Raw genomic sequence first — 24381 nt, 5'->3', positions numbered from 1 at the left:
TGTCAAGCGCCTTAAAAGCGGTTCCTCAGTGGCCGAAGATGCCGCCGAAGGGGCCGCGGCGCGCGTCTCGGTATCCATCTTCGTAACCTCGTTTGAACCCTTCGCGGAAACTGCGGCGGTATAGGTCGCGGTCGTCGAAGCTGTCACGGTAGCCGAGCAGCGCGTCGCGATAGATGTTATTGTCGCGATAGTTGAACTTGCGCCCGCGGAAACGATCTTCGCGTCCGAGGCGATAACCTTCGCGATAACCGATCGATTGAGCGTAGTTGCGGATCTCGCGTTTGTCCCTCACCCGATCGCGGTCGCGATCCCATCCCCTTCGATCCCAACGATCATCGTCTCGCCAATAGCCCCTTTGAGGGCCGCGCCCATCCCAGCGCCCATCGCGCGCGTCGTGACCGTTGATGAACTTTTCGGATTTCTTCTCGCGTATCCACGGCGGTGGGCCGGCTTGGGCCGCTGAGGGTGCGGGGGCGGCGAAAAGAGCGGCGAATAACAGCGAGATCGCGAAGAGCGGAAACTTCTGGCGATCGATCATGACTCCCTCCCGATAAGGTCGAGTTCTTCTGCCCGAAGGCTCGCTGAGACGAGCTAACAAACCGTATGCCAAGCGCATGGACTGACTAAAGGCCCATCGTTTCCCGGTTCTTCGGCGGTGGCGATCGATTCTGGTGCACGAAAAGGGCGCTTCCTGCGAACGATTTGGGATACACGTTCGTTTCTGACGGATGGTTAATCTGTCGGTTGCAGCCGTTTTGTGCGAATTGATATAGTCGCCGTGAAGCGGTGTAGGGGGCGATATGGAAACGCGATTGGATGAGATCGGCGCGCGCCTGGAGAGGGTGAAGGAACGGATCGTCGCTTGCGCGAAGCGCGTCGGCCGCGATCCAGCCGAAATAACTCTGATCGCCGTGAGCAAGACTTTCCCGATCGAGGTTCTGCGCCAAGCGGTGAGGGCCGGGGTGCGCGATCTTGGCGAGAATCGCGTGCAGGAAGCGGAAGCGAAGATCAGGGAGATCGGCCATGGGGACGTGCGCTGGCATCTGATCGGTCATCTGCAAGCGAACAAAGCGCGGCGCGCAGTGCGGCTCTTCGACCTAATCCATTCGTTAGATTCGATCGAATTGGCGAAGCGACTCGAGAGAATCTGTGTCGAGGAGGGGCGCGCCGAGTTGCCCGTGTTGGTCCAGTTGAATTTGGCCGGTGAGGAGACCAAATCCGGGGCGAGCGAAGCCGAATTGCCGGCGATCGTGCAGGCTCTGTCACGGTGCGAGCGCCTGCGATTGATCGGTTTGATGACGCTGCCGCCGTTTTTCGCCGCAGCTGAACGGGCTCGCCCATACTTTCGGCGGTTGCGCGAGTTGCGCGATAGATTGTTAGCTGAAGGAGCTTTCGGTCACGGGCGCGGCGAGCTTTCGATGGGCATGAGCCACGACTTTGAAGTCGCCATCGAGGAAGGGGCGACGATGGTGCGTCTCGGAACGGCGATCTTCGGCGCGCGCCAGACATCGAATGAGCCGGTCGAGTAGTTCGCATCTGCTAAAATCGAGAACGGATGTTCGGTTGGAGAGGTGTTATGTTCGTCATCGAAGCGCTCTTCGTTCTGATCAGCTATGCGATCACAGCGGCGATCATCGTCATCATCGGGTTGATGCTCGTTCGCCTCGCGCTCAACTATGCCGATGTCAACCCGTTCAATCGTATCGTGATGTGGCTGCGCAACATTACTGAACCGATCGTCGCGCCCGTGCGGCGTGCGCTCATCGCTTTCGGCATGGGCCCGAATATCGCGCCGCTCGTCACGATTCTGATCGCCATTCTAGCCGGTTGGTTCGCGTTGCAGCTCGCGGAGGCGGTATTGAATACATTCGCCGGAGTCATCTTCAGCCTAGATCGGGGGGCGCCGATCGCTTTGATTGGCTATGTGATCTACGGCCTTCTCGCGCTCTATACGATCCTGCTCTTCATTCGCATCATCTTTTCGTGGGGCATGGTGAGTTATTCGAATCCGCTGATGAGATTCCTCGTCAACATCACGGAGCCGCTTCTGCTCCCTTTGCGGCGCGTCGTCCCGCCGCTCGGCATGTTCGATATCTCTCCGCTCATCGCCTTCTTCATCTTATGGTTGTTCCAAGCGGCGGTCGCCGGGACGCTGTTGCGCGGTTGGCCGCTGCGATTCATAGGTTGAATCTTCTGGCAGCGTGAGGCGGGCAGCGTCAGTTTCAATCAGCTGGGATGATCAGGTTTACGGAGAGAGCCGGGGATCTGCTCTTTGAAGTGCGGGTCGTGCCGCGTGCGGCGCGCAGTCGCATCGTCGGGGAGCAGGCTGGCGCGTTGCGCGTTCAACTCGCCGCGCCACCCGTCGATGGCGCCGCGAACGAAGAATTAGTGCGGGTTTTGGCGGAGGCTTTGGGTGTCAGCCCGAGCGCCATCGAAATAGTCCGCGGCGAAAAGAGCCGCGTGAAACAGATTCGCGTTCGCGGATTTGATGGTGGCGAGAAGTTACAGCGATTAGCGGCGTCGAACGCGCGCCGCTGAACTCTTGACGCTGTCGGATTGCGATTTGCGGGGGCGAAAATCAGCGTGATATATTCGCCCTTTGTTCCATCAGTCCAATAAGGCCGATCGTCGAGGAAGGGGAACTATGTCTGGACACTCCAAATGGCATACGATCAAACATAAGAAGAGTTTGCTCGACGCGCGGCGCGGCAAACTCTTCACCAAGTTGATCAAGGAGATTACGGTCGCCGCGCGGCTCGGCGGTGGCGACCCCGAAGCTAATCCGCGCTTGCGCAAAGCCATCGCCGATGCGAAAGCGGCCAACATGCCCAACGATACGATCGAGCGCGCGATCAAACGCGGCACGGGCGAGATCGAGGGCGCAAGTTACGAGGAGGTGACCTACGAAGGTTATGGGCCGGGCGGCGTCGCCGTGCTGATCCACGCGATGACCGACAATCGCAATCGCACGGTGGCGGAACTGCGCCATCTCTTCTCCAAAAACGGCGGGAACTTGAGCGAGGCGGGTTCGGTCGCATGGATGTTCGAGCGCAAAGGGTACATCGTCGTCGATAAAACGGCGATGCCCGAAGAGAAGCTGTTCGAGTTGGCCATCGAAGCTGGAGCCGAAGATCTGCGCGATGACGAAGACAGTTTCGAGATAATCACTGATCCGGAGAGTTTCGAAGCGGTGCTCGCGGCGATCAAAAAGGCCGGGATCGAGCCGCAGGTCGCTGAGATCTCGATGGTCCCGCAAAGCTATGTGAAGCTCGAGGGGCAGGATGCGCGTCAGATGGTCAAACTGATGGAAGCGCTCGAGGATCATGACGACGTGCAGAAGGTCTACGCCAATTTCGATATCAGCGAGCAGGAGATGTTAGCCGCTTGAAGAGCATGCGCGTCTTGGGCATCGATCCGGGCAGCGAAATCACCGGCTGGGGCGTCGTCGAAGGCGACGCGCGGTGTTACCAGTTGGTCGATTACGGAGCCATACGCACCTCACCTCACAGCGCTTTCGCTCTGCGGTTGCTTCGCATCAGCGAAGGATTGGAAAACGTCATCGCTCGCTTACATCCGAACGTGTGTGCTGTTGAAGAGGCGTTCTTCGCCGCCAACGTCAAAACCGCGCTCAAACTCGGGCAAGTTCGCGGCGTAGCCATCTTGGCGGCGGCGCGCGCCGGATTGGAGATAAAAGAGTATGCGCCGCGACTCATCAAACAGACGATCGTCGGTTATGGCGCGGCGGAGAAGCATCAGGTGCAGGAGATGGTGCGCGTCCTTCTCAAGCTCGAGCAAGCGCCGCAACCGAACGACGCCGCTGACGCTTTGGCCGTCGCCATCTGCCATCTCCATCATCTGCGTTTTGCCGCCTCTCAACGCGAGGTTCTGCGCCATCTGTAGCGGAGAGCTGGAACAGCGGTCGCAATCGTCGGCGCAGATCGAGGATAGATCTTCTTCATCATGCTATCGGCTTGATATCTTTAACCTCACTGATCGCAGGAGAGAGAAGAGATGTTCATCCTATGCCGAAGGCGGATCTTCGCTTGCCTCATCTTCGGTCTGCTTCTTTACCCCGCCACCTCTTCAGCGCAGAAACGGGCCGCCGCTTTAAGAGGGCGCGCGATAGTCGTCGATGAAAGGTTGGCTGCCTTGAGGAGCGAGCCGACGCTGTCGGCGACGCTCGTGCGCCGTTTGAGCCGAGGGAGAGAGGTTACGTTGCTGGGCAGGCGAAAGGCGAGCGATGGAGTCATCTTCGAGCGCGTCGCCGTAACCAGACGCACGCGCGGATGGGTGCAAAGGGATGCGCTCGCCTCGCCGTTGGCGATCGGCGACGATGAGCGTTTATGGCGTTTGATCCGCGCTTCCGACGGTTTCGTTCGCATCGCGCGCGCCAAGCTATTTCTCGATCTTTTCCCACGCTCACCGTATCGTCCCGCTGTCCTTTGGATGCTCGGCGAGGCGGCGGAGCAAGCAGCCGACGTTTTGACGCGCGAGGCCATGCGCCGTTTGCCCGACGGGGAGATAGCCGCAACGGGCGTTCCCGCTCATAGCTACTTTATGAACTACGTCGGGCTGGATCGCTACAATCGCCAGGGCGTGCGCTTCGTTTGGGATCGAGCGCGAAGCAGGTACGTTTACGATGGCGCGTGCTGGCGCGAGATCGTGCGCCGTTATCCGCATAGCGAAGAGGCGGAAAGGGCGCGGCAAAAGCTTTCGTCGCTTGAGCGCTGATGATCACCTACGCGAAGTGAGACGTGGCTTCCCGGCCTGTGCTAGGCGCATTGGATCGGGATGGAAAGTGGTTGCAAAATCATCGGCAGCTAGGTAGAGTGTCTTCGTTGCATGGAAGGTTTTCATGATGGAGGCTTCCTGCGTTGCGGGACGCCTCTTGACATCATCACATTAAGCGACTCAACCGGAGGTGAAAGGACAGTGCCGACAGGAATTTGCCCTGAATGCGAAGCTGAAGTGCACGTCGATGTCGACATGGACAAAGGCGACATCATCTCGTGCGAGGAGTGCGGGGCCGAGTTGGAGATCGTTGGATTAGATCCAGTTGAACTCGACCTCGTTGAGGAGGAGGATGAGGATTACGATTACGACGATGATGAGGAGGAGGATTACGATTACTGAGGCTCGCCATAGCGACCAGCGCTGTGATTGGCGGCTTGTGCCGCCTATCTTGTGATCGGGTGGCGGTTGGCCGCCTCGATCGAGGGGATCTGCTGAGCAGAACGGGGCTCTCAATTAAGCCGGTGCGCGAAGGGTCAAGTGGCCTCACTGCACCAAACGCTTGCTTGCGGGATCGAACTTGTAACCCGCGCGGCTCTGGCGTAGGTGAAGGCCGCTCGGCCCTTCGATGCGAATGGGGTGGAAGCGGCCATCGCGCCGCCTCTCTTCAGGAGGGTAGAAAGCCAGCACGTAGGAGGATGTGACGTCTTCGGCTAGGGCGCGGAAGAGCGGTTCGAAATCGTTCTCCGTCGCGTAGAAATTGCTCCCGCCGGTCATTTCGGCCAAACCGCTCACGTCGAGCGGAGTGGGCAACGGCGCCTGCATCGCCGCGGCTGAGAGGAAGCGCGAGTAGGAGGGAAGGGTCACGGTATAAACGCTCACCTCGGCAGCATTGGCCCGCTCGATCACGGTTTGCGGTGAGACCGTATCGCCGACCGGAAATCCATCCGTCACGAGCACGACGGCGCGCTTGACGGGGATGCCCCGCTGTGTGCGCGGCGCATGGCGCACGAGCAGGCGGATCGCATCATCGACCGCATCGTAAGCGTGCGTTGAAAGGCCATTCACGTCACGGGTCAACATCGCGAAGACGCGATCGAGCTTTTGCACGTCGTTTGTGAAGTTCTGAAGCAGTTTGACCTTCATCCCGAAACTGATCACGGCGTAAGTGAAGGGGCGCCCGGCCATGCAACGCGAGAAGAGTTCCAACGCGCGTTGGAGCCGGGCCATCTCATCGACGCGCATGCTGCCGGAGACGTCGAGCGCGAAGACGACGGCGACAGGGCGCATCCCACCCTCGCGGCGTTCGACGTTGAAGAAGGCGATGGGGCGTTCTTCCCCATCGTCATAGATCTTGAAATCGGTGGCGCGCAGCCCACGGACCGGAAGCCCGCTCTGATCGGTGACAGTGACATCGACGAGCACTAGATCGGTATCTATGCGAATGACCTCGTCAGGACCGGTGATTTCGACCGGAGGGAAGACGCGCCGAGGCCGCACGATGGCGCGCGGATCGCGCGACTCTTCCTGCGCATGAGCGATCTGCAACGCGGAGCTTAAGAAGATCGCGCCCAGAAGGGCGATGTGAATGGCGAACGAACGCTGAGGCTTTGACCGTGCGATCGGGAGCATAGGGAACGTCCTCGCCGTTTCGAACTTCAGAGCCGCCCGTAAAAGATTATAAGCCATCGGCACGCGGGCCGTCAGTCAGCGCTGATCCTCTTGGCCATTGGCGTGATAGAATCCTCAACCAAGGGAGGCGAAGTCATGAGAGGGCGTTCAAAGATCACCGAGGAGCTTCTGGCGCTGTCAGCGCGGCGACCGCGAAGGCCATCGCGATATGGGCGTTCAACGATCACCAGGGGGCTTCTGGCGACTATCCTTTTGTCAATCACGGCCCTCGCGCAGGGCACGGGCGGGATCAAGGGGAAGGTGCGCGTCGAAGTCGGCTCGCCGAGCGGCGTGGTGATCACCGCCTATCAAGGCGAGCGCGAAGTGGCGCGTGCGAAGACGAACGATAAAGGCGAGTTTGTCATCACAGGGCTTCAGCCCGGTCGTTATTCGCTTTCGTTCCGCAAGCCCGGGTTGAGCGTAGGCCGCATAGATGACGTTGAAGTGAGGGCCGGGAAGATCCGCCAGCTCGGCGATCGCCTCATCATGACGGTAGACGAAGGCTCGCTGGCGCTCATCCGCGGCAGCGTCTTCACCGCGGAAGGGCGAAGTTTTCCGGGCGTGCGCGTCGAACTTGCGCGCATCGAACCGGACGGCTCTTTGCGCAAGCTCGATGGGCGTATCACGAACGAAACGGGCTCGTTCGGTTTCCGCTTGCCGCCGGATCCGGCGCGTTACCGCATCACGGCCAAAGCCGATGGGATGGAAACGGCAAGCAAAGATATCGAGGTCGATGGCGCCGCCGTTTATCGATTAGCTTTGCAGTTGAGGAGGAAGCAGTGAACGCATCGCGCCTCGCTGCTAAAGATAGCCGGGAAGGAGGATGACGGATGAGCGAAAGGGAGGGCACACGGCGTGAATTCCTGATAAAAACGTCCGCCGCCGTAGGGGCCGGATTGGTCCTAAGCTCGTGTGGGAGACGTGAGGGGGCAGCTGAGCGCGAGAGGGCCGAAGAGGTGACGGCCAACGAAGATCTCATGCGCGAACATGGCGTCTTGCGGCGAATCCTGCTCATCTATGCCGAAGCTGTGCCGAGGTTACGTCGTGACCCGTCGTCGGTGCCGCCGGATGCGTTGCAGAAAGCGGCCCAACTGTTCAGATCTTTCGGCGAGGACTATCATGAGAAAGCGCTCGAAGAGCAGTACGTCTTCCCTATGATCAAAGGAAGGAACGGCCCCGCGGCGAGTTATCCGGACATACTCATCGTCCAGCACAATCGCGGGCGGGAGATCACGGATTACATCATCTCCGTAACGCGCGGGATAAAGCTTGGAACGGCACAAGCGGAAACGCTCGCCGGGGTGCTCGAAGGTTTCGTGAAGATGTATGAGCATCACTCCGCAAGAGAGGATACGGTCGTGTTCCCCGCCTGGAAAGCCCTTCTGCCCGAAGGACAACTCGAAGAGCTCGCCGAAAAGTTCGAGGAGATAGAGCATCAACGGTTCGGCTCGGATGGTTTCGACGATGCGGTGAAACAAGTGAGCGAGATCGAAGCTGCGTTGGGTTTGAGCGATCTCGCGCAATTTACGCCGCCATCGCCGCCAAGCGTCAAATGAAAGGGCGATCGCGTCTATCTTCGACGTTCACGCCCGTTCGCGCATCATCTCACCGTTATTGGGATGGCGAACCTTATTTCACGCGGCGGATAGCAGGTCTGATCATCACAGGCTTGAGCGCGCAATCTGGCTTCGAGTTCGACCTTTCCGCGAGCCGTTTGCGCCGCACGCAATGGGAGTTTGATCACCGTGTCGGCTCCTTCGTAAACGGCCAACGGGTCCGGGGCGAAACTGAACTTGCGCTTGATCGCTGGCGGATAGACGGGCGGGCCCGCGGCGATGCTATCGGTCGATGAAACCTGAAGTTCCGTCGCCTTGAGGTAGTCGTAGGTTGGCGGGTTAGCGTTGATGTGGTAGCCATGGGCGACGATCACTCTGATCTTCGCTTCGGCCCGATCTCCGGCCCTCATTTCGATCGGAGTGACTTCGACGCGCACGATGTCGGAAGCGCGCTTGGGCGTGGGGCTTTCCATCTTCCTCGTGCAGCTCGGCTGAAGGAGCGCGAAGAGACCAAGGGCGAAGTAGATGATGGCGTAAGGGGCACGCCTCGGATGTTTATCAGGGGAGCGGGCGATCTTCGGTCCGTCTTTCATCTCGCTTCAATTCAGTTGCCAGCGCCGCGTTCGCGCCGATCGGGACGTTTGATGCCGAACTTCTCCAGTCGATATTGGAGCGTGCGGAAAGTCAGCCCCAGAAGTTTGGCGGCTTTGGTGATGTTGTAGTCGGTGCGTTCCATCGCCTGAAGGATGAGATCGCGTTCGACCTCTTCGAACGAGATGCCTTCGGGCGGCAATTTGAAGACGCTCTCGCTCGATGGCTGCGCTTCTTGGCGAACTTCGAGCGGGAGATCCTCCACCGTGATTTGATCTCCCTCGCTCAAAAGGATCGCGCGTTCGATGGCTGATTCGAGTTGCCGGACGTTGCCGGGCCATGAGTAGTCGAGCATCAGACGGCGCGCTTCGGGCGTCAGTCCGCGGATCAGGCGCGAGGTGTTGCGCGTATGTTTGCGCAAGAAATAGTCGATCAAGACGGGGATGTCTTCGCGCCGCTCGCGCAGCGGCGGAACATCGATCGAGAGCACATTGATGCGATAGTAGAGGTCGTCACGGAAACGGCCGTCTTGAACCATCGCGCGCAGATCGCGATTGGTCGCTGCGACGACGCGCACATCGACCTTGATCGGATGTGTGCCGCCGACGCGGCGGATCTCGCGCTCCTGCAAGGCGCGCAGCAATTTCGCTTGTAAGCCGATGTCCAACTCGCCGATCTCATCGAGGAAAAGCGTACCGTGATTGGCAACTTCGAACAATCCTTTCTTCTCCGCGTGCGCGCCCGTGAACGCGCCCTTCTCGTGGCCGAAGAGTTCCGATTCGAGAAGGTTTTCGTTGATGGCGGCGCAGTTGACGGAGACGAACGGTTGGTTGGCGCGCGGACTCAAATTGTGAATGGCGCGCGCGATCAGCTCCTTGCCCGTTCCAGATTCGCCGCGGATCAATACGGTCGAGTTCGATCCGGCGACCTTGAGGATCATCTTTTTGACCGTCTCCATCGCGGGCGAGGCCGAGACGATTTCGGTATCGAGCGCGTCGAGGCGGCTGAGCGCGCGGCGGATGACTTCGAGAAGTTGATCGCGATCGTATGGTTTCTCCAGATAGTCGTAGGCTCCGCGGCGAAGAGCCTCTTTGGCCGATTCGATCGAGCCGTGCGCGGTAAGCAGGATGACGATGATCGATGAATCGAAGGTGAGCAGCCTTTGTAGAAGTTCGATGCCGTCCATGCCGGACATCTTCAGGTCGGTCAGGACGAGATCGAACCGTTTCTCCTTTGCCAATTTCAGGGCCGCTTCGCCCGACGACGCTGTGGTCACATCGTAGCCTTCGCTCGAAAGGATCATTTCGAGGATTTCGCGTTGCGCGCGCTCATCATCGACGACCAGAATGCTTTTGCGTGACATCGTTTCTCAGTCCCCATCCTTTATGATAGCAGATCTCCCTACGGTTCCGCGTCTCGCCTGTGGGCCGCATCGCTGGCTGCAGGTAACGTCACCGTAAAGGTCGTCCCTTGACCGACTCTGCTCTCCACCTGAATCGTCCCGCCGTGATCTTCGACGGCCTTTTTGACGATCGCCAGTCCCAGTCCGGTTCCCGTCTCCTTGGTCGAGAAATAGGGTTCGAAAAGGTGAGGCAGGTCTTCAGGCGGGATGCCCTGGCCTGTGTCTTTGACGAGCACGCGCACGCGACCGTCTTCGGCGGGCGCGATCGCGATCGTCAGCTCGCCGCCATGCCCATCCATCGCTTGCAGGCCGTTGATGATGAGGTTGGAGAAGAGTGAGCGTAAAGATTCCGCGTCGCCCAGCACTTGCGGTGAAGCAGTCTGTTCTTCGAGATGGATCGCGATGCCGTTCTCCGCAGCTTGCACCTCGACCGTGCGCAGCACGTCTTCGATGATCGGGCGCAGCGCGAGCGGGCGAAGCTTCAATCTCGATGGGCGCGAGTAGCTCAAAAGCTCCGTGATGCGCGCGTTGGCACGCGCCACCTCATCTTTGACCTGTTTGGTCAATCTTTCGAAAACGGCGCGCTTCTCCGGTTCGGTTGGGTTGAACTGCGTGCGCAGGTGGTCCAGCGTGAGGTTGATGTAGTTGAGCGGATTGCGTATTTCGTGAGCGATGGCCGAAGCCAGTCTGCCGATGACGGCGGAGCGTTCCGCTTGATGAAGCTCGACTTCGAGCTGGCGCATGCGTCGCAGCCCGGCGATCATCTCATTGAAGACGGCGGCGAGCTCGCCCATCTCATCGCGCCTGTTCGCGGCGGGGACTTGGAAGTCGAAGTCTCCGGCGGCGATTCGCTTGGCCGCTTGCGAAAGCTCCCGGATCGGGCGCGTAAAGCGCCAGACGAGAAGCGCCGCGACGAGCGTCGCCAGAAGAAGTATCGCCAAGGTCGGCAACAGCGGGCGAATGACGCGCCAGGGCGAGGGCGCGTAGCTGGCGCTCGCCGAACCGAGGATGATGATGATGTAGCTGCGGCCCTGATCGGTTAGGACGGGAAAGGGGAACGCGCGCGGTTTGCCCGCTTCAGTTGGCCTCACGTAAGCGCTGAGGAGATCGGTCGCGCCGTTTCCCGCGCCAGTCGGGTTTTGTTCTGCCTCGATGATCGGCGGGAGCGGAACTTCACCGAGCTTGAAGTAGTGAAAGGAGCCGTCGGGTTGTTGTTGTGGATTATATTTCGGGTCGAGACTATCGGTCACGCGGTCCTCTGGATCGAGGCGGTCGGGGATCGCGCCGACGTCATCGACGATGAGAATGTTAATCAAGCGATCGGCCTCGCGCTCGAGGAAGGTCGCGCGCTTCTTCTTGCTCAGATCGGCGAGCCGTTCCGGCGAGGAGAGGCTCTCGATGGCGAGCGAGAAGCCAGCCGCTAAGGCCTGCTCCTGTTCTTCGATGATGCGCGCGACGCGCTGGCGTTCCCACTCATTCAGTTGATATTGAACGCCGAGCGTGGTCACGAGCAGCAAGGCGAAGATCAGCAACAGCCGCGCGCGGAAACTATAGATCAGTTTCGACTGTCCCATCCCTTTCATCGGGGCCGCGATCTTCAGACCGAATGAAAAATCGATTGCTGCGCGCTCAGAAGAAATGTTATAGTGAAGACGTCTCCGGCGCAATCCCTCTTTCGGAGACGGCGCTGAAGTTCTTTTGCTCTTCCCTCTCCTCATAACGTTCGAGTCGTTTGACTCGGACCGAATCATCGCACGACGAAAAGCGGACGGTTTTTCAACGGAGCGATCGCATTGTGGAGCGTGGGAGGGCTTTTTGAAACGAGGCTTGGGAGGCGAAGCGCCAACGTTTTCGCTTCGCCGATCATCAAGTTAAGTGCCGAAATCCAGCGACCGAGGTTGACCCAAGGATGACTTTGACGAAACGTTCCCCGGTTATCATCTCTCTAGTCCTTCTTTTCACTCTCGCGTTCAGTGGCGGCATATCGTTCGCCGCCCGCGCGCAGAAGCGGACCAAACAGACGGTGAAAAAGGCTGCGGCGGCGCGCAGCGAGGCGCGTCAGGCGAGCGGTCGGCGCACGCGCAGTAGCTCCGCCTCTTCGGCGCGGAAGAGTTCGAGTCGAAAAGAGCGAAGCGCGAAGACCGCTCGGAAAAAAGGCGGTGCGGAGCGATTGACGGCGAAGGGAAAGCGTTTGTCGCGGCGCGAGCGGTTGCTCGCCGCGCGTCGTGAGGCGGAACGGCGTCGGCGAGAAGAAGCTGCGCGCCTTGCCGCGATCGCCCGTCAGCGCGCGCTGGATCAAGCGTTGCGCAACGAGGCGATGGCGAACATCGCCCGCGATGAGACGACGGGTGAAGATCTCGAGGTGCGCCGCGCGGCGATCGCCGCGCTCGGCGATCATGCTGGAACGGTCGTCGTCATGGATCCGAAGACGGGCCGCGTCTACACGATCGTCAATCAAGAGTGGGCCATAAGGCGCGGTTTCAAACCATGCTCGACGATCAAGCTGGTGACGGGCTTGGCCGGGCTGTGCGAGAACGTCATCGATCCGGTGCAGTTAGTCAATATCGGCGGGAGCTACTCGCTCGACTTGACGGATGCGCTCGCTTTCTCCAACAACGGCTTCTTCCAGCGCGTCGGCGGGAACGTCGGTTTCGAGAAGATGATCAAATACGCGCATGAACTGGGCTTGGGCGAGCGGACCGGGATCAATCATCCGAACGAGTATCCGGGGCGCGTCCCGGTCTACAAGTATGGCTACGCGGTCAATCACATGTCTTCGCACGGCGACGATTTCGAGGTGACGCCGATTCAACTGGCGACGCTCGTGTCGGCCATCGCCAATGGCGGGAAACTTCTGGTCCCGCATCTGCCGCGCACGCCTGAAGAGACGATCAATTTCAAGACGGAGGTCCGTCGCCAATTGAACATCCCGCAAGATTACCTGCGGCGTTTGATCCCCGGAATGATCGGCGCGGTCAATTACGGCACGGCGCGCTTAGCATACGATCCGACGCAGACGATCGCCGGTAAAACGGGCACCTGCATCGGCCAAGGCTCATGGTTAGGGCTGTTCGCTTCCTATGCGCCGGTGCATGATCCGAAACTCGCCATCGTCGTCGTCACGCGCGGTTCACATGAGCGAGGCCGGACCGCCGCCGCGATCGCCGGGCAAATCTATCGCGCGCTCGCCCATCGCTTCGGGACGCCCAATCCGCCAGCCTTCGCCACAGCGCCTGATCTTGTGCCGCATCCGAAAGTGAATCCGGTCGACGCCGCCGCGATCAGCGATGAGGAGAAAGAGGCGGATGACACCGAATCTGGCGAGATGAACGGCCCGAATGGACAGAGCGGATCGAAGATGCGGACGGTCATCAAACCGGTGGCACGCCCAGCGCCGCAGACGCCGACACCTACGCAGAAAGAGGGCGACCCTTCTGCGTCGTCGCCTGCGCAGAAAGAGCCTGATTCGCCCTCCGCGAGGAAGGATCCATCCAGCATCTCGCGCCCGCGCCGCGTTCTCAAGCCGTAAGGCCTTCGGAAATTGTCTTCGAGTTGCAAAGCCCCGCCAGCAGATTTGCAACAATTGGGGCGTTTTTTTATTTTTCCGTGTGGCTTTGTGATTCACTTGACAGGATTCTCCAGTTTGTTGCAGTATCACTGCGCATCGCGAAGTCTCTCTCCATCTGGTCTAAAGCGACGATGCGATGAGTTGTGAGGACAACCGACTCTCCCAAGGCTAGCATCGGAATGAATGACGCGCGCTTTACAAGCATGAGCGGATCGCGTTTGAAGGAGTGAGATGGAAAAACGTTCTTGGAGGACCTGCCACAAATGAAAAATTCGATCAAAACGTTCGCGCTCGCTGTGCTGTTGGCTGTCTTAGCCTTATCGACGCCCGCACAGGAAAGTTCAGGTTCGCAGCAAGCGCCATCCGGCAAGTGCACAGAAGAGTTCAAGCAGCAGACTTATAATCGCTTCACCAGCAACCTCAAGACGAATCAACAAGTCGCTTATGAAGCGGGCAAAGAGTATTTGAGCTGCTTCGGCAATGAGAACGATCAATATGTTAACTACATACGCAGGTTCGTCACCGCTTACGAGCAGGCGACACAGAAAGCTGAATTGCGCTCGCGCTTCCAGCAGCTTTACCAACAGCAGAAGTACGCGGAAGCTTTCCCTCTCGGCAAGCAGATCTTGGCGGAAGAGCCCGATAATCTATCGGTGATGATCGCCACCGCTTGGTCCGGGCTGGGGGCCGTCACCGCCGGACAGGATGCGATCATCCCAGATGCTGCGGCAATCGCGCGGAAGACTCTGCAAGAGATCGAAGCCGGTAAAGCGCCCCAGGGGGCGACCAATTTCAATAAAGATGAGACGCTCGGTTGGTTGAACTACGCGCTGGGGATCTACGCCGTCAAGCAGAACAATCCGCGCGAAGCGCTCAACTATCTGTACAAGGCGGCCCAGTACGAGGGCTTCGCGAAGAAGGATCCGCAAACATATGCGCTTCTGGCCCTCGCTTATCAGCAGGCCTATTATGAGCCGATGGCTAAGGAGTATCGCGATAAGTATCAAGGCCAGCCGGAATCGCCTGAGCAACAGGCGGCGCTTGCGCAGCTCAATCAGGTGATCGATCGGATCATCGATGCTTACGCTCGCGCCATCGCTTACGCCAATGCCAGCGGTGAGGCGCGCTACCAGCAGCGTAAGGTCGAGTGGACGAATCAATTGACGGCTTTCTACAAGTTTCGCAACAACGATTCGACGACCGGGCTGGACCAGTTGATCGCCAGCGTGACCACTAAACCGTTGCCGTCGCCGACGATCCCAACGCCAGCCCCGACGCCAACGCCGACATCGCAGCCATCGGGGGGGACTACAGGCGCTTCGCCCGCCGCAGCCAATCCCGCAGCGCAGCAGAGCGTTCCCGCCAGCGCAAGCCCCAAACCGCAATCGTCGCCCATCAAACAGCCGATGATGCGCAAGATGGCCAGCAATCGCTCGTAGAAACGGACAGCGTTGGTTCTCGCTGAGGTGCCGGCTGCGCAAAGTGTGCAGTCGGCACTTGTGTTAGAATCGATCAGCGATATGGGGGAGCGAAACGGCGCGGGAGAACTGAGGGAGCTGGAAGATCACATCGCTTACCGTTTCAACGATCGCTCCATTTTGGAGCGGGCGGTCACCCACCGTTCATGGGCGCACGAACATGTCCGTCCCGGCGAAGCGGAGAAAGCTCGTGCGTTGCACAACGAGGCGCTAGAGTTCGTCGGCGATTCAGTGCTCGGCCTTATCATCGCCGAACATCTTTTTCGTTCCTACCCGGATTTGACCGAAGGGGAACTGTCGCGTATGAAGCATCGGCTCGTCAGCGCGACGACGCTGGCGCGCGCTGCCGAGCGGTTGCGTTTGGGCGAGTTTCTCCGTTTCGGTCGCGGCGAAGAGAAGACGGGTGGGCGGCGCAAACACGCGCTTTTGGCTGACGCCTTCGAGGCCGTGCTCGGAGCCATCTACATAGATGGCGGACTGAGCGCCGCCTCGAAATTCGTTCTGCGCGCGCTTGAGCCCGAACTGGCCCGGGTGAGCCCCGAAACGGCAGCGGCGGCTGATTACAAGACGATGCTGCAGGAGCTGTTACAGGCTAAACAGCAGCCAACGCCGCAATACAGCGTCGTCGAGGTCTCCGGCCCGCCGCATCGGCGATGTTTCCGCGTCGAGGTGCGATGGGACGGCGGGTGCGCCCAAGGTGAAGGGCGTTCGATTAAGGCGGCGGAGATGGAAGCGGCGCGGCGTGCGCTCGAACAGTTGAAGTGATGAGGCGGATCGGCGCGCAAACGATCGCTCACCCGCCGAGCCGAGGCCGGGGCTCCTTGAGGCGCGCTTTTGAACCTCTCCGTTTCAAACGGTTCGGATGGCGCGTCGTTTGAGGATCTCGAACGTGCTGAGGGCGGCGATCGGGATGGCAAATCGCTTCACGGTCTTTGCGATTATGATGGTTCGTTACAAGACGCTCCGCGCGGGAGAAGCGCTTGACCATAGATGCGTAACTTTTTTAGGATGCCTGCTATGAGCAAAGAGCAATCGGGCGCGTTCGGGTCGCAGGCTCAGTCTGCCTCGGTCGATCCAGCGACCATCTCCCCTCCGAAGAAGGAGCGGGTTGAGGCCAAAGAGGAGGTCGGCCCGCCGCGTAGCGTCGTGCGCGAGTATTTCGAGTCGGCGGTCGTGACCATCATCATGGCCCTTTTCGGCATCACGTTCGTCGTTCAGGCGGTAAAGGTCCCGACCGGCTCGATGCAGAATACGATCTTGATCGGCGATCATCTTCTGGTTAACAAATTCATCTTCGCGCCCGGCCCGCACGTTTGGTTCTTGCCGCAGCGGGACATCCGTCGCGGTGACATCATCGTCTTCAAATATCCCGGCAATAAGCGTAATCCGGTGCGCGATCTGACCGATCCGACAAGCACGCCTTTTAAGACAAACTTCGTTAAGCGGGTCGTCGGCTTGCCGGGAGATCGGATCGAGATCCGCGACGATCGCGTTTACGTTAACGGCCAACCGCTGCCCGAACAGCGCGTCATCGCCGTCGAGAGGCGGAAAGATGCGCCGCTCGAGGTGATCGAAGAGGAGCCGCGTCGCGGCGATGAACTATACAAGGTCTACTACAGTCCCACTCCGGTCCCCTATGACGATTTCTTTTACGGCGTGAATGGGCATTCGGTCATCGTCCCGCCTAACCACTACTTCGTCATGGGAGATAATCGCGATGATAGTTCTGACAGTCGTGTTTGGGGATTCGTCCCACGCGATCTAATCATCGGGCGCGCGATGTTCGTCTACTGGTCGTATGATGAGAGCGCTCCTTCCAGCGGAAATCCGGTGATCGACTTTCTCCGCAACACGCGTTGGAGTCGGACGGGGACGTTGGTCAAATAGCTCAACCGAGAGGCGGCGCATGCTGCGCGAATTTCGAGAGATCGCGCTGATCGATTGGAGGAGGGTCATCGCGCGCACATGGTGCCGCATCTGGAAGGATGATATCTTCGGACGCGCGGCCCAACTTTCATACTACTTCCTGCTCTCGCTCTTCCCATTGCTGCTCTTTCTGACGACGCTGCTCGGCTATTTCGCCGAGGCCGGGTCGAAGCTGCGTAACGCGCTCTTCACTTATCTGGCGAAGGTATTGCCTATCTCCGCTTATGACCTCATTCATCGAACGGTCGATGAGATAAATCGAGGGGCCGGGAGCGGAAAGCTCTCGTTCGGCATCCTCGCCACGCTCTGGGCGGCTTCGAGCGGGATGAGCGCGATCAGCAATACGCTCAACGTCGCCTACGGCGTCAAGGAGACGCGGCCTTGGTGGAAGGCGCGGTTGACGGCGGTGCTTTTGACCATAGGGTTGGCCGTTTTCATCATCTCGACGCTAGCTATCATCTTCTACGGTGGAGGGATCGGGCGTTTCATCGCCAGCAAACTCGGGCTTGGCGCTCTCTTCACCATCGCCTGGCGGATAGCGCAGATCCCGTTGATCCTCTTCTTTCTGCTCTTCGCGTTCGCCCTGATCTATCGCTTCGCGCCGAATCTTGAAAAGCCCAAGTGGCGGTGGATTACGCCGGGATCAGCCGTCGGCGTCGCTCTTTGGTTGATCGTTTCGTTCGGTCTGCGCGCTTACCTACAGTATTTCAATTCATACAATAGGACCTACGGCGCGCTCGGAGCCGTCATCATCCTCATGCTTTGGTTCTACCTAACGGGCGCGGCGATCTTGATCGGCGGCGAGATAAACTCCGAGGCGGAGAGGATGATGGATGAAATAGCCACGGAGTGAGGCCGCGCATGTTGGAAGGCGATCAGTATTCAGTATTACTATGTCGCGTGAGACAGCCACGGAGTAAAGCCGCGCAGGCGGTTTGATGCTCTCACCTGGAGTCCGTCAGAAGCGGAACGCGAAGTAAACTGCCGCGATGATCAGCGCATAAGCTATGAACGTGTTCCAGCGAAGTTGCTCGCCGAAGAGCAAGTAGGCGATCACCGTAAAGACGCTGAGCGTAATGCATTCCTGCAAGATCTTCAGTTGAGTGACGGTGAAGCGCTGGGCGCCGAAACGATTGGCTGGCACCTGGAAGATGTATTCGAAAAGAGCTAGCCCCCAACTGGCAAGGATCGCGATCGCTAAGGGTTTATTTTTGAATTTAAGATGGCCATACCACGCAAGAGTCATGAAGACGTTGGAGATGGTCAGCAAGATAACCGTTCTCAATGGCGAAACCCTCCTGGATACCAAAGCCTCCGGCGCGAAAACGATCGGACCCTAAAGCCAAGCCGCTTATTCGCCCTCGGAGACTTTAGTTATGCCCGATGTGCTTCTTTAGTGTTACTAGTAATCGATTTAATAGTCAAATCTTAACATATAACGACGTTTGGTTTGTGTTATCTTAAAGGAGATTGAGCGGGGATCAGCGACAGGCGCGCCTTGGCAGATGTTCGAAGATGGGAAGAAGATCATCAAAGAGATCAGATGTGCAGCGAAGAGATGCGATCTGAATCTCAATGGAGTCCGACCTCCAACTATGATGGCAGCCCAAGACTGATCCTATGCGTCTAAAGACTGCTATGCGTGGCAAAGCTGGCGTCGCTTCGAGTCTCGCGCTCATCGCGATATTGAGCGCAGCTAGTTGTCATCGGGAGCAGCCGTCGCGCAGAAGCTCCTATGTAGTGACGGCGCGTCCATCTAGGCCAGCGCTGCCGCCGTTGCCCGATCGCCCCTTACCGCCTGAATTGGAGGCGGAGCGCAAGGAGGCGATGCGACGTGTCGCAGAGTTGCGCGGGCTCGCGTGGTACGCGGACGTGCCTTTAACTGAGCTCTACGCTTGGGAGTATGGGCCACGTAACAGCGAGATGGCAAATTATTTGGGGGGCGACGATCTACGCGCCCTGAGCCGACTTGCCTCTGCGGGAGGCATGCTGCCCGAAGGGACGGATCTCGCCACTTTGGCCGCGAGCTTTGCGGCCATATCCGCAGGCGCTAACTACTCACCGCTCGACAAACGTGTCCTCTTGTTGGCCAATCAACCACATGGCCTTTCACTTCTCGCGCACGAATATGTGCACGCGCTGCAAGATCAACACTTCGATCTTCTGCGCTTGCTCACCGCACGCCCCTACAATTTCGATCGAAGCGAAGCCATCTTCGCGGTGATCGAGGGCGATGCGCTCAACGTGCAAAGGCGTTTAGAGGAAGGAGAGGCTTTCATGCGCCGCTCGCTCGCCGAGATAACGCGCCAGGAGGATGAGAGATTAAGGAGCTATCGCGCGGAGATCGGCGACCTATTCCCGCCGCTCTTGACGGAAACCTTCATCTTCCGTTATCGCGATGGGGCGCGATTCGTCGAGGAGCTTAGAAGAAAGAAAGGGCAATCCGTTATCGACGAACTGTTCCGTCATCCACCGACCTCGAGCGAACAGATCCTTCACCCGGAAAAATATCTGGCGCGCGAGGAACCGCGAGCGATCGAGTTGGATACCGGAACTCTGACGAACGGCGGTTGGCGACTCGTGACGGCAACGCCGCTTGGCGAAATAGGCATTCGCGGTCTACTGCTTTCGGCGCTCGCGCGACCGGAAGCGATCCAAGCCGCCGCTGGTTGGGGTGGAGATTGCGCATATCTTTTTGCCCGTGAAGATGGCGCTGAACTCTTCTTCTGGAAGACCGTTTGGGATTCACGACGCGACGCCGAAGAGTTCTATCGCGCCTACAATGAGCTTTGCCGACGCAAAGGTGAGTTGATGGCGGAAAGGCACGACCCTTCAAATCGAAGTTTTATATGGCGCATCGCCGGGCGCTTGACCTGGGTGAAGCTTGAGGGCGATGAAGTGAGCATAGCTAGAGGCAATGCTGCAGAGGTCGAGGATCTGATGCGGGATCTTCTATAGCTGTGGGAGAGAACGTCGCTAGTTCTTTGACAAAATAACGATGTTTATGTGATATTTCTTCCGGGAGAACTCCAAGAGAACTCTCTTGAGAAGATAAAAGCCGCGCCCTGAGTCCTGAACAAGGGGAAACCTTAAGGCATCGCGCTCAGATATTTTAAGTGCACCCGTAGCTCAGGTGGATAGAGCGTCTGACTACGAATCAGAAGGCCGGAGGTTCGAGTCCTCCCGGGTGCACCATCCTTATGCAGCGAAATTCGGCGGAAAAAGCCCCTTTTCCCGCACGAAGTATTCCCCTGGCGCTTCGCGCGAAACTCTGCTTCGAGCAATAGCCTTTCGGCGCTTCCTCGAGACGGCTCGCCGTGTCTCAATTGCTTCCTTGGCTCTCACCAGATGAGCCACATCCAATGCCTCGATTGCTTCCTCGGCTCTCGCCAGATGAACCGCATCCAATAAAGCGGGCGCAAACAAAAAATCCTTCGCGCGGCACTCTTACCAGACGAACCGCCCCGTGTTGCCTCTGTTGACTGAATCGATGACAAGAAAACGAATTGCTCTCGGATTTGCTAGGGAATGCGCCTTTTAGCGAGGCCGAGCCCGAACGCGCCCATCGCGAACAGCCACAAAGTCGCCGGTTCAGGCACTGCTGCTATTCGCTCCGCGATCGTCACCGTCGGCGGGCTGCCTCGATCATCTGCTGGGAAAGTTTGAACGGTCCGGTCGCCGTTCGGGGCAATCAAGATGGTCAGTACCGTTCCATTCGGATCGATAGTTAGCAATGGCGTTTGTTCGTCGGAAGCGTAAAGCGAGAGCGCAAAGGCGCTGCCCGAGGATGCTCCACTTGAAGATTCGATGGCTGGACCAGCGAAGGTGAGTTGAAACGAAAAGCTCGAACCGAAGGTGAAACCTTGAAAGAGTTCGTTTAGCTGATCGCTGTTGTTGATCGTCACCGTCAAAGGTAATGTGCCACTTGCGCCGCCGCTGTTATTCGACGTCACAGAGAGCGTGCCACCGATGGAAGCAAAATTGCTGATCGTTGCCGTGGCGCTTGGCGCATCCGCGCCGCCAGGATTGAATTGAAACGAGAGATATCCGCTGCTCCCGCTGATGGCGTTGGTGTTGACCGAAACGTCATAGGAAACCGGAGTCGCTTCAGCGTGCGCCATCAATGCGAGCAGAAAGAATGATAAAAGGCCGATTCGATGAACAACTGTCGCTTGAACCTTCATTCAATTTCCTCTCCTTGCTAGAAGATGCCTGCATACGTTCGCGCCGCGTAACTGATGCGGGCGTTCGATGGATTGTCGAACCGCACGCTGATCGTCACCGATTCGTTCGGCGCCAGCGAAACGGCGTTGGCTGTGATGTAGGGATCTCCGTTGTATGTGCCGCTTGCGTTGACGAGCGTGACGCCGGATGTCAGAGCGCTCAACACGATCTGCAGCGGACCGGCGATGGTGCGCGCGCTCGCGTTCGTTATGGTGATGGTGCCGTTATAAGTGCGCGTCGCGCGGCTGTAGATCAACCCGGAGCTCGTCGCGCGGACCAGCGCGGAGACGTCCTCTGGCGTGATGCTGATCGACACGGTCGCTTGCGCTCTCAACCCGCCCGCATCTGTTATCGCGTAGATGAAGGCATCCATCCCCGAAGCTTTAGGGTTCGGCGTGTAGGTCGCCGTCCGGTTCGCGTCGTTGAAAGCGATCGCGCCTTTATTCGGAGCCGAAACGAGCGTGAGCGCGAGCGCATCGCCATCCGGGTCGCTCGCGTCGAGCGCGAACGTGAGGGGCGTTGCATAGGTGACCGTCACGGCTTGATCGTTGGCGATTGGCGCTCGGTTGATGGGCGGCAGGGCGAAGTATGCGACGGGCATGTCATGATCCGAGATGCGCTCCGGTCGCGTCGCATCGTTGCGAAAGCTTTCGGGAAAATCGGCATCGTTGCGCGCGTAGGCGAAGCGGTTAAAGATCGCCATCGCCGCTTGATTGACGATGATGTGATCGAGCACCTGTGCGTCGCCGTTGTTGACATACGAGTAACGCTCTTGCGCCGGCAACTGGTCCACCAGATCGGTGAGGTCGGGATTGACCAGATCGCTTGAGGCGAGCACAACTTGCTCGGGTGGCGTCGGTTGCCCGCGCACGGTTCCGATCACGTCAACATAGCCATCGTTGAACTGGAAGGCGTTGTAATCGCCAACCGAGATGACCGGTTCAGTCGGCGACGACGTTTGCAGCGATTGCAAGAGGCTCGCGAGAAATTCCGCCTGAGCGCGCCTTTTAGCGCGCACGCGCGCCCCTTCCGCTGGATCATCTATGCTCAAGAGCGAGCGTAGATGATTGACGACGACCGTCACGGTGCGTCCCGCGCTATCACTCTCTCTATGGGCGCGGGCGCGCAGGACGAGCGGCGGACGGTCGTTCAGCAACTCCGGCTGGTTCGTGAGCGGATTTACGTAGGTCGCATTCTTCCCTTCCTGTCGCACTTCGATGACTTCGACGCGACTCGTCTTAACCAAAAATCCGACGTCTATTCCGCCTTGGTCGTTCCCTTCGATCAAGTAGGCCTGATAGTTCGGATTCGAGCGTCCGGCGGCGACCTCGTCGCCGTTCAATTGGTTGGCTACGGCTTGCAAAGTGGCAAGATTCTCCACTTCCTCGACGCCGATGATGTCAGGTGATTTCATCACTTGGCGGATCGCCAGCGACGCCTTGCGCAATCGGTTATCGAAAGCGGCGGTCGTCAAGACGGGTTCGCTGATCGCCGGATCGTCCGTCGCGTCGAAGAAGCGCTCCATGTTAAAAGATGCGATGGTGAACTCGTCCGCGGTCGGGTCGGGCACCGAAACGGCGCTGCCGATATTTGAGACTACAGGCGGCGTTGCCGCATCGGGCAGGATCGTATAGGTGCGCGCGCCAAAATCGAGTGGACCGGTGATGTTCGAGACGATGCTTCCGGCGGTCACCTCAAGAGGCGTCGCGCCCGGTTGCGCGTCGCTGTCGATGCGCAACTTCTCCGGATTGGTGTCAAAACGGGGCACGCAACACGGCGCACCGGAAGGCAATTGATCTAACACCGAGATGCCTGGTTCGCGGAACGGGCGAGCGACGCCAGCGATCACGCCGTAAAAGATGCCGTTTGACGCGGAAGTCGCCGTCGATTCGTTGATTGAGCCGCCCGTTGGACCGACGACGATCAAAGTATCGACGTGCACGCGCATGCCTTCGTATCTCTCGAGCTGTTCAACTGGGCCGATGGGCGACGTATCGCTCGGCGTGAGCGTTACTGGCGTCGGCAACGGATTGTTCGTCGAGACCAAAGCCACCGTCACGGAGCCGGAGAGTTCAGTCAGCGGCGGACTGTTCGGATCCGAGGGCGGGCGGAACTCGACCACCGTGCCCGTCACGTTGACGCGATTGCCGATGGCCGCTGCGGCGGGCGGCGCGCCAGACGTGAAGATGAAGAGGCCTTCGGAAGTGTTCGGATCGTTGTCGGCTTCCGCATCGGGCGTTTGAATGAAGAAGCCGTTCGAGCGAAGTCCCGTAACGATGCCGCTCGTCGTCACGTTCTGTCCAACGAGCGGTGAAGTTGTGCCGCTGCCCTGAATCATGTGAATCGGCGTGATGGCCGGCGGCGGCGTGGGGGACGGCGATGGGGTCGGCGAAGGCATTGGCTCGCCTCCGCAAGGAGCAAGCGGCGAACTCGAATTTCGCGGATTGGGGGCGCCGGCGGAAAAGTCCGCGCTGTTTGAGTTCGTGTCAGTGCAACCATTGCCGGCGCGCAACGCCGCCGTCGTGTTGCTCAATGTCGGCGCTGGTCCAGTCCCCTCGAAACAGTTCGTCGTATTCCCGTAGCCGACAAAATCGACGACATTCGCTGTGGGGCACGAACCGCTCAACGCCGTCGCGCTGCTGACGAGCGCGACTTTGCCGGCGGTCGCGCTCATGGCGATGTTGCCCGTCGCATCGGGCGACGGCAGATCCGTCGTGCCGCCAGAACCGGCGGCCTCTTTGATTAGGTAATACTGGCCCGGTTGAATCGTCCCCGAGAGCGTCGTCACCTGCCAACTTGATCCCGCGCTCGAAGCGTATTGCACGGACCAGCCGTTCAAACTTACGGGCGACGACCCGCGGTTGAAGAGCTCGATGAAATCGTTCTTGTAAGCGGCGCCGCTGTTGCCACCGCCGCCGTAGATTTGGCTGATGACTATTTGCGGGGCGGAAGTCTGCGCGTTCGCTTGCCGGGCGAAGCGCGCCGCTTGGTAGATCAGGAAGATGAATATGACGAGGGCGATGAAAAGAGACGTGCGGACAATGCCGCGCTTCGGTTGAGTCAACACGCGAGAAGAAACCTTTCTCTCCGAAGAGGACGTCTTGATAAAACGGGTGAAAAGAGCGTTGCCTTTTCTACACGCATTAGCATGAGCGCGTCAAGCCCGCGCGTAGAGCGCTCATCTTCGGAGGTGAAGAGGATAGAGCTTGATTTGTTAACCTTCGGTTGTGTGTG

At 58.9% G+C, this 24381-nt stretch carries 23 protein-coding genes and 1 tRNA gene; 16 read left to right on the top strand and 8 right to left on the bottom strand.

The window, feature by feature from the left end; all coding sequences use genetic code 11:
- Positions 1 to 25: 25 nt before the first annotated feature.
- A complete protein-coding gene (locus PYK22_RS12025) occupies positions 26 to 538 on the bottom strand; it encodes a hypothetical protein (protein ID WP_041977619.1) in 513 nt (170 codons plus the stop codon).
- Between the two features lie 262 nt (positions 539 to 800).
- Between PYK22_RS12025 and PYK22_RS12020 the strand changes: the two genes are divergently transcribed.
- From PYK22_RS12020 to PYK22_RS11990, 7 genes are all read left to right on the top strand, one after another.
- On the top strand, positions 801 to 1529 hold the full coding sequence (locus PYK22_RS12020; protein WP_041977617.1) for a YggS family pyridoxal phosphate-dependent enzyme: 729 nt from the start codon (positions 801 to 803) through the stop codon (positions 1527 to 1529).
- A 47-nt stretch (positions 1530 to 1576) separates the two neighbouring features.
- Positions 1577 to 2188, top strand: coding sequence for a YggT family protein (locus tag PYK22_RS12015; protein ID WP_041977615.1), 612 nt, complete (start codon positions 1577 to 1579; stop codon positions 2186 to 2188).
- Positions 2189 to 2235: 47 nt separating this feature from the next.
- Positions 2236 to 2538, top strand: coding sequence for a DUF167 domain-containing protein (locus PYK22_RS12010; protein ID WP_041977613.1), 303 nt, complete (start codon positions 2236 to 2238; stop codon positions 2536 to 2538).
- A 106-nt stretch (positions 2539 to 2644) separates the two neighbouring features.
- A complete protein-coding gene (locus PYK22_RS12005; RefSeq protein ID WP_041977610.1) occupies positions 2645 to 3388 on the top strand; it encodes a YebC/PmpR family DNA-binding transcriptional regulator in 744 nt (247 codons plus the stop codon).
- A gap of 5 nt (positions 3389 to 3393) precedes the next feature.
- A complete protein-coding gene (gene ruvC / locus PYK22_RS12000) occupies positions 3394 to 3900 on the top strand; it encodes a crossover junction endodeoxyribonuclease RuvC (RefSeq protein WP_041978855.1) in 507 nt (168 codons plus the stop codon).
- Positions 3901 to 4011: 111 nt separating this feature from the next.
- The gene (locus tag PYK22_RS11995) at positions 4012 to 4731 is read left to right on the top strand and encodes an SH3 domain-containing protein (RefSeq protein WP_041977608.1); all 720 of its coding nucleotides are present in this window, start codon (positions 4012 to 4014) and stop codon (positions 4729 to 4731) included.
- Between the two features lie 201 nt (positions 4732 to 4932).
- Positions 4933 to 5133, top strand: a complete 201-nt coding sequence (locus PYK22_RS11990; protein WP_157770850.1) for a hypothetical protein — start codon at positions 4933 to 4935, stop codon at positions 5131 to 5133.
- A gap of 144 nt (positions 5134 to 5277) precedes the next feature.
- Here the strand turns inward: PYK22_RS11990 and PYK22_RS11985 are convergent, their stop codons facing one another.
- Positions 5278 to 6363, bottom strand: a complete 1086-nt coding sequence (locus PYK22_RS11985) for a VWA domain-containing protein (RefSeq protein WP_041977604.1) — start codon at positions 6361 to 6363, stop codon at positions 5278 to 5280.
- 135 nt (positions 6364 to 6498) lie between these two features.
- Between PYK22_RS11985 and PYK22_RS11980 the strand changes: the two genes are divergently transcribed.
- Positions 6499 to 7185, top strand: coding sequence for a carboxypeptidase-like regulatory domain-containing protein (locus PYK22_RS11980; protein WP_157770849.1), 687 nt, complete (start codon positions 6499 to 6501; stop codon positions 7183 to 7185).
- A gap of 47 nt (positions 7186 to 7232) precedes the next feature.
- A complete protein-coding gene (locus tag PYK22_RS11975) occupies positions 7233 to 7958 on the top strand; it encodes a hemerythrin domain-containing protein (RefSeq protein ID WP_060635625.1) in 726 nt (241 codons plus the stop codon).
- A 44-nt stretch (positions 7959 to 8002) separates the two neighbouring features.
- Here the strand turns inward: PYK22_RS11975 and PYK22_RS16835 are convergent, their stop codons facing one another.
- The 3 genes from PYK22_RS16835 to PYK22_RS16830 are packed head-to-tail and all read right to left on the bottom strand — an operon-like array spanning position 8003 to position 11534.
- On the bottom strand, positions 8003 to 8551 hold the full coding sequence (locus PYK22_RS16835) for a protein-disulfide reductase DsbD domain-containing protein (protein ID WP_060635624.1): 549 nt from the start codon (positions 8549 to 8551) through the stop codon (positions 8003 to 8005).
- A gap of 11 nt (positions 8552 to 8562) precedes the next feature.
- Entirely contained in the window at positions 8563 to 9912 is a 1350-nt protein-coding gene (locus PYK22_RS11965) for a sigma-54-dependent transcriptional regulator (RefSeq protein WP_041977599.1), read from the bottom strand.
- Positions 9913 to 9950: 38 nt separating this feature from the next.
- Positions 9951 to 11534: a sensor histidine kinase gene (locus PYK22_RS16830; protein ID WP_060635623.1), complete on the bottom strand. Its 1584-nt coding sequence runs from the start codon at positions 11532 to 11534 to the stop codon at positions 9951 to 9953.
- Positions 11535 to 11860: 326 nt separating this feature from the next.
- Here PYK22_RS16830 and PYK22_RS11950 point away from each other — a divergent pair, with 326 nt between their 5' ends.
- From PYK22_RS11950 to PYK22_RS11930, 5 genes are all read left to right on the top strand, one after another.
- Positions 11861 to 13480 (top strand): penicillin-binding transpeptidase domain-containing protein, encoded by a 1620-nt coding sequence (locus PYK22_RS11950; RefSeq protein ID WP_083437823.1) that lies wholly within the window; start codon positions 11861 to 11863, stop codon positions 13478 to 13480.
- Between the two features lie 302 nt (positions 13481 to 13782).
- The gene (locus tag PYK22_RS11945; RefSeq protein ID WP_041977597.1) at positions 13783 to 14958 is read left to right on the top strand and encodes a tetratricopeptide repeat protein; all 1176 of its coding nucleotides are present in this window, start codon (positions 13783 to 13785) and stop codon (positions 14956 to 14958) included.
- Positions 14959 to 15018: 60 nt separating this feature from the next.
- Positions 15019 to 15762, top strand: coding sequence for a ribonuclease III (gene rnc, locus PYK22_RS11940; RefSeq protein ID WP_157770847.1), 744 nt, complete (start codon positions 15019 to 15021; stop codon positions 15760 to 15762).
- 252 nt (positions 15763 to 16014) lie between these two features.
- Positions 16015 to 16884 (top strand): signal peptidase I, encoded by an 870-nt coding sequence (lepB, locus tag PYK22_RS11935; RefSeq protein ID WP_060635620.1) that lies wholly within the window; start codon positions 16015 to 16017, stop codon positions 16882 to 16884.
- Positions 16885 to 16903: 19 nt separating this feature from the next.
- On the top strand, positions 16904 to 17776 hold the full coding sequence (locus PYK22_RS11930) for a YihY/virulence factor BrkB family protein (RefSeq protein ID WP_060635619.1): 873 nt from the start codon (positions 16904 to 16906) through the stop codon (positions 17774 to 17776).
- A 105-nt stretch (positions 17777 to 17881) separates the two neighbouring features.
- On the opposite strand, the gene PYK22_RS11925 is transcribed toward PYK22_RS11930, so the two are convergent.
- Positions 17882 to 18208 carry a DMT family protein gene (locus PYK22_RS11925; protein ID WP_041977591.1) on the bottom strand — a complete coding sequence of 109 codons (327 nt, stop codon included), beginning with the start codon at positions 18206 to 18208 and terminating at the stop codon, positions 17882 to 17884.
- Positions 18209 to 18561: 353 nt separating this feature from the next.
- On the opposite strand from PYK22_RS11925, the gene PYK22_RS11920 reads away from it, so the two are divergent.
- Both PYK22_RS11920 and PYK22_RS11915 read left to right on the top strand, forming a co-directional pair.
- Positions 18562 to 19881 (top strand): hypothetical protein, encoded by a 1320-nt coding sequence (locus PYK22_RS11920; protein ID WP_041977589.1) that lies wholly within the window; start codon positions 18562 to 18564, stop codon positions 19879 to 19881.
- A 160-nt stretch (positions 19882 to 20041) separates the two neighbouring features.
- Positions 20042 to 20118, top strand: a tRNA-Arg gene (locus tag PYK22_RS11915).
- A 326-nt stretch (positions 20119 to 20444) separates the two neighbouring features.
- On the opposite strand, the gene PYK22_RS11910 is transcribed toward PYK22_RS11915, so the two are convergent.
- Both PYK22_RS11910 and PYK22_RS11905 read right to left on the bottom strand, forming a co-directional pair.
- Positions 20445 to 21107 carry an NF038129 family PEP-CTERM protein gene (locus PYK22_RS11910; RefSeq protein ID WP_041977587.1) on the bottom strand — a complete coding sequence of 221 codons (663 nt, stop codon included), beginning with the start codon at positions 21105 to 21107 and terminating at the stop codon, positions 20445 to 20447.
- 17 nt (positions 21108 to 21124) lie between these two features.
- Positions 21125 to 24214, bottom strand: a complete 3090-nt coding sequence (locus PYK22_RS11905) for an Ig-like domain-containing protein (RefSeq protein WP_060635617.1) — start codon at positions 24212 to 24214, stop codon at positions 21125 to 21127.
- Positions 24215 to 24381 lie beyond the last annotated feature (167 nt).

Source organism: Pyrinomonas methylaliphatogenes (assembly GCF_000820845.2).
In the GTDB taxonomy this organism is placed as follows: domain Bacteria; phylum Acidobacteriota; class Blastocatellia; order Pyrinomonadales; family Pyrinomonadaceae; genus Pyrinomonas; species Pyrinomonas methylaliphatogenes.
This window is presented reverse-complemented; position numbering and strand designations above follow the sequence as displayed.

What these genes read in the sequence shown, in the direction of transcription:
- PYK22_RS12025 (WP_041977619.1), bottom strand. Translation starts at nt 538, where the DNA reads ATGATCGATCGCCAGAAGTTTCCGCTCTTCGCGATCTCGCTGTTATTC.
- PYK22_RS12020 (WP_041977617.1), top strand. Translation starts at nt 801, where the DNA reads ATGGAAACGCGATTGGATGAGATCGGCGCGCGCCTGGAGAGGGTGAAG.
- PYK22_RS12015 (WP_041977615.1), top strand. Translation starts at nt 1,577, where the DNA reads ATGTTCGTCATCGAAGCGCTCTTCGTTCTGATCAGCTATGCGATCACA.
- PYK22_RS12010 (WP_041977613.1), top strand. Translation starts at nt 2,236, where the DNA reads ATGATCAGGTTTACGGAGAGAGCCGGGGATCTGCTCTTTGAAGTGCGG.
- PYK22_RS12005 (WP_041977610.1), top strand. Translation starts at nt 2,645, where the DNA reads ATGTCTGGACACTCCAAATGGCATACGATCAAACATAAGAAGAGTTTG.
- ruvC (WP_041978855.1), top strand. Translation starts at nt 3,394, where the DNA reads ATGCGCGTCTTGGGCATCGATCCGGGCAGCGAAATCACCGGCTGGGGC.
- PYK22_RS11995 (WP_041977608.1), top strand. Translation starts at nt 4,012, where the DNA reads ATGTTCATCCTATGCCGAAGGCGGATCTTCGCTTGCCTCATCTTCGGT.
- PYK22_RS11985 (WP_041977604.1), bottom strand. Translation starts at nt 6,363, where the DNA reads ATGCTCCCGATCGCACGGTCAAAGCCTCAGCGTTCGTTCGCCATTCAC.
- PYK22_RS11980 (WP_157770849.1), top strand. Translation starts at nt 6,499, where the DNA reads ATGAGAGGGCGTTCAAAGATCACCGAGGAGCTTCTGGCGCTGTCAGCG.
- PYK22_RS11975 (WP_060635625.1), top strand. Translation starts at nt 7,233, where the DNA reads ATGAGCGAAAGGGAGGGCACACGGCGTGAATTCCTGATAAAAACGTCC.
- PYK22_RS16835 (WP_060635624.1), bottom strand. Translation starts at nt 8,551, where the DNA reads ATGAAAGACGGACCGAAGATCGCCCGCTCCCCTGATAAACATCCGAGG.
- PYK22_RS11965 (WP_041977599.1), bottom strand. Translation starts at nt 9,912, where the DNA reads ATGTCACGCAAAAGCATTCTGGTCGTCGATGATGAGCGCGCGCAACGC.
- PYK22_RS16830 (WP_060635623.1), bottom strand. Translation starts at nt 11,534, where the DNA reads ATGAAAGGGATGGGACAGTCGAAACTGATCTATAGTTTCCGCGCGCGG.
- PYK22_RS11950 (WP_083437823.1), top strand. Translation starts at nt 11,861, where the DNA reads ATGACTTTGACGAAACGTTCCCCGGTTATCATCTCTCTAGTCCTTCTT.
- PYK22_RS11945 (WP_041977597.1), top strand. Translation starts at nt 13,783, where the DNA reads ATGAAAAATTCGATCAAAACGTTCGCGCTCGCTGTGCTGTTGGCTGTC.
- lepB (WP_060635620.1), top strand. Translation starts at nt 16,015, where the DNA reads ATGAGCAAAGAGCAATCGGGCGCGTTCGGGTCGCAGGCTCAGTCTGCC.
- PYK22_RS11930 (WP_060635619.1), top strand. Translation starts at nt 16,904, where the DNA reads ATGCTGCGCGAATTTCGAGAGATCGCGCTGATCGATTGGAGGAGGGTC.
- PYK22_RS11920 (WP_041977589.1), top strand. Translation starts at nt 18,562, where the DNA reads ATGCGTGGCAAAGCTGGCGTCGCTTCGAGTCTCGCGCTCATCGCGATA.
- PYK22_RS11910 (WP_041977587.1), bottom strand. Translation starts at nt 21,107, where the DNA reads ATGAAGGTTCAAGCGACAGTTGTTCATCGAATCGGCCTTTTATCATTC.